This is a genomic window from Streptomyces sp. NPDC057654 (genome assembly GCF_042800135.1).
In the GTDB taxonomy this organism is placed as follows: domain Bacteria; phylum Actinomycetota; class Actinomycetes; order Streptomycetales; family Streptomycetaceae; genus Streptomyces.
The window spans coordinates 1-3,375 of the sequence record NZ_JBHVHQ010000913.1 but is presented as its reverse complement, the minus strand read 5'-3'; the positions used below and the strand labels follow the sequence as shown (position 1 = coordinate 3,375).

Genomic DNA, 3,375 nt, shown 5'->3' with positions numbered 1-3,375 from the left:
GTCTTCGCGATGGCGACCGCGGTGCTGGAGGTCGCCTCGGAGGGCCCATACCGGGATGTGCCGGTGCGGGTGCTGCCGGGGATGACGGCGGCGCACGCGGCGGCCTCGCGCGCGGGCGCGCCGCTGGGCCACGACTACGCGGTGGTGTCGCTCTCCGACCGGCTCAAGCCGTGGGAGGTCATCGCGGAGCGGCTGCGCGCGGCAGCCGCCGCGGATCTGGTGCTCGCCCTCTACAACCCCGGCTCGCGCAGCCGCGTATGGCAGGTCGGCAAGGCCCGTGACCTGCTCCTGGAGCACCGTTCCCCCGAGACCCCGGTGGTTCTCGGCCGCGACGTGGGCGGCCCGGAAGAGAGCGTACGGATCGTGCGCCTCGCCGACCTGGACCCGGCCGAGGTCGACATGCGCACCATCCTGCTGGTCGGCTCGTCCCAGACGCGGACGGTCCGGCGGGGCGACGGCCGGCAGATCGTGTGGACGCCGAGGCGGTATCCGGAGGGGTGAGGCCGGGCGCCCCGCTCCGCTCCGCGGGCTGGTGACCGTACGTCCTTAGGGGCGTACGGTCGTGCGCGGCGCGGAGCTACGCCCCCGGCGTCACCCGAGCACCCCGCGCACCCACTCCACCGCCTCCCCCACCGTCCCCACGGCCGGGAGGCCGTCCGGTACGGGCGGGCGGCGCACGACGACGACCGGGACCTTCGCCTCGCGCGCGGCGACCAGCTTCGCGGCGGTGGCCGACGCGCCGCTGTCCTTCGTGACGAGGACGTCGACACGGTGGCGGCGCAGCAGATCGGCTTCGCCCTCGACGGTGAACGGGCCGCGGTCGAGCAGCACCTCCATGCGCGGCGGCATCGGCGGCTCGGGGGCGTCGACGGAGCGTACGAGGAACCACAGGCGGGTCAGGTGGGCGAAGGCCCCGAGCCCCATCCGGCCCGTGGTGAGGAAGACCCGTTCGCCCAGCGCGGGCAGCAGGTCCGCCGCCTCCTCCAGCGACCCGGCGAAGTGCCAGTCATCGCCCTGACCAGCGACCCAGCCGGGCCGACGGAGGGCGAGCAGGGGAACATGGACCTCGGCGGCCGCCTGTGCCGCGTTGAAACTGATCGTGCCGGCGAAAGGATGGGTGGCGTCGATGACCGCGTCCGCCTGCTGCTCGCGCAGCCACCGGGCGAGCCCCTCGGGCCCCCCGAATCCCCCGATCCGCACCTCCCCGGCGGGCAGCCGCGGCTGGGCGACGCGGCCCGCGAGGGAGCTGGTGACGCGCAGCGCGGGGTCGGCGTCGAGCGCGGCGGCGAGCCGGCGGCCCTCGGCGGTGCCGCCGAGGATCAGTACGTGGCGTGGCGCGGGTCGCGCGGACGGCGTGGTCATCAGGTGCCCTTCTGGTCGTGACTGCCCCGCCCGGCGGCGTCCGGGCCGCGCGGATCGCGGGGCCGGAGCACACCATGGCTGAGGCGAAGGCGAACGTTACCGGCGGGCGCGGCGCGCAGTTGCAGCACACCGGGTTGCGGCCCGGCTGGACGACGGGCGCGTGTGCGACGGCCGGGGCCACGGCCGCGTACACGGCGCTGCTGACCGGCGAGTTCCCGGACCCGGTGACGATCACGCTGCCGAAGGGGCAGACGCCGGCCTTCGCGCTGGCCGCCGAGGAACTGGGCACAGGCCGCGCGATGGCAGGGATCGTCAAGGACGCCGGGGACGACCCGGACGTGACGCACGGCGCACTGGTCCGCGCGACGGTACGGGCGCTGCCGCCGGGCTCGGGGGTGGTCTTCCGGGCGGGTCCGGGCGTGGGCACGGTCACCCGGCCGGGGCTGCCGTTGGAGGTCGGGGAACCGGCGGTCAACCCGGTGCCGAGGCAGCTGATGCGGGAGCACGTCGCGGCGGTCGCGGCCCGGCACGGCGGCAGCGGCGACGTGGAGATCGAGCTGTCCGTGGACCACGGCGAGGAGATCGCCCGTTCCACGTGGAACGGCCGTCTGGGCATCCTCGGCGGCCTGTCCATCCTGGGCACCACGGGCATCGTGGTGCCGTACTCCTGCTCGGCGTGGATCGACTCCATCCGGCGCGGCGTGGACGTGGCGCGCGCGGCGGGCCGTACGCACGTGGCGGGCTGTACGGGCTCGACGTCCGAGAAGGTCGCGGTGGCCGTGCACGGGCTGCCCGAGGACGCACTGCTGGACATGGGCGACTTCGCGGGCGCGGTACTGAAGTATGTGCGCCGCCACCCGGTAGACCGGCTGACGGTGGCGGGCGGCTTCGCCAAACTCTCGAAGCTCGCGGCGGGCCACTTGGACCTGCACTCCTCCCGTTCCCAGGTGGACAAGTCGTTCCTGGCCGACCTCGCCCGCGGCGGCGGCGCTGACGAGGAGCTGGCCGCGGCGGTGGCGGGGGCCAACACGGGCCTGGAGGCAATGCAGTTGTGCGCGGCCCGCGGCGTGCCGCTGGGCGATCTCGTCGCGCGCACGGCCCGCGACGAGGCGCTCGGCGTGCTGCGCGGCGCGCCCGTGGCGGTCGACGTCATCTGCATCGACCGCGCGGGCACGATCGTGGGGCGGGCCGAGGCGCGGGGGCCGCGCGAGGGGTGATTCCCTCTGCTGACGGCCTGCCGGCCTGACGGCCTGTCAGCCGTCGAAGGAGAACGCGCCCCCAGGAGCCCCCGATACGAGCCGTCGGTCAGAGCGTCACGCGCAGCTCGTCCAGCCGCCAGGTGCCCGGGTCCATGGCGCGCCGGGCGGCCGTCGGACCGGCGAGGGCGAGGTCCGGGAAACGGCGCAGCAGGGTGGTGAGGGCGACTTCGGTCTGTACGCGCGCGAGCGACGCGCCGAGGCAGAAGTGCGGGCCGTGGGAGAAGCCGAGGTGGCCGGCCGGTCCGGCGGGGCGGGCGAGGTCGAGCCGGTCGGGGTCGGCGAAGGCGCGCGGGTCGCGGTTGGCGGCGGCGATGACGGCGGTGACGGGCTCGCCCTTGCGTATGGGCGTGCCGTGCAGGTCGACGCCCTCGCGCGGGTAGCGGGGAATCGACAGCAGCGTCGGGCCGCACCAGCGCGTCAGCTCCTCGACGGCGCGCGGCATGAGCGCGGGGTCGGCGCGTACGGCGGCGAGCTGTTCGGGGCGGGCGAGCAGGACGGCCGCGGCGTTGGCGATGAGGTTGGCGGGCGTCTGCCCCGCGATGACCAAGTGCCAGACCATGGTGACGAGTTCAATCTCGCTGAGCCGGTCGCCGTCCTCGGCGCGGGTGCGGATGAGGTCCGAGAGCAGATCGTCGCGGGGCTCGGCGCGGCGGCGCGCTATCGCCGTCTTGGCCCCATCCATGATGCCGGGAACGGCCTCGGCGAAGCCCTGGCCGTGCCCGGCCGCGACGGTGGCGCCGTAGGCGCGCCAGCG

Annotated in this window: 4 protein-coding genes; 2 read left to right on the top strand and 2 right to left on the bottom strand. The window is 75.5% G+C overall.

The features are described from left to right. Positions 1-501 (top strand): SAM-dependent methyltransferase (locus ACFU99_RS38195; RefSeq protein ID WP_384401660.1); only part of this gene is annotated, 501 nt, incomplete at its 5' end. A 90-nt stretch (positions 502-591) separates the two neighbouring features. Here ACFU99_RS38195 and ACFU99_RS38190 read toward each other — a convergent pair. Beyond that, positions 592-1,362 (bottom strand): cobalt-precorrin-6A reductase, encoded by a 771-nt coding sequence (locus ACFU99_RS38190; RefSeq protein WP_384401658.1) that lies wholly within the window; start codon positions 1,360-1,362, stop codon positions 592-594. Between the two features lie 74 nt (positions 1,363-1,436). On the opposite strand from ACFU99_RS38190, the gene ACFU99_RS38185 reads away from it, so the two are divergent. Next, positions 1,437-2,579: a cobalt-precorrin-5B (C(1))-methyltransferase gene (locus ACFU99_RS38185; protein WP_384401663.1), complete on the top strand. Its 1,143-nt coding sequence runs from the start codon at positions 1,437-1,439 to the stop codon at positions 2,577-2,579. Between the two features lie 88 nt (positions 2,580-2,667). On the opposite strand, the gene ACFU99_RS38180 is transcribed toward ACFU99_RS38185, so the two are convergent. Beyond that, positions 2,668-3,375: cytochrome P450 (locus tag ACFU99_RS38180; protein ID WP_384401655.1), on the bottom strand; the 708-nt coding region annotated here is incomplete at its 5' end.

Coding starts and splice junctions, on each gene's coding strand:
- ACFU99_RS38185 (WP_384401663.1), top strand. CDS start 1,437: ATGGCTGAGGCGAAGGCGAACGTTACCGGCGGGCGCGGCGCGCAGTTG.
- ACFU99_RS38190 (WP_384401658.1), bottom strand. CDS start 1,362: ATGACCACGCCGTCCGCGCGACCCGCGCCACGCCACGTACTGATCCTC.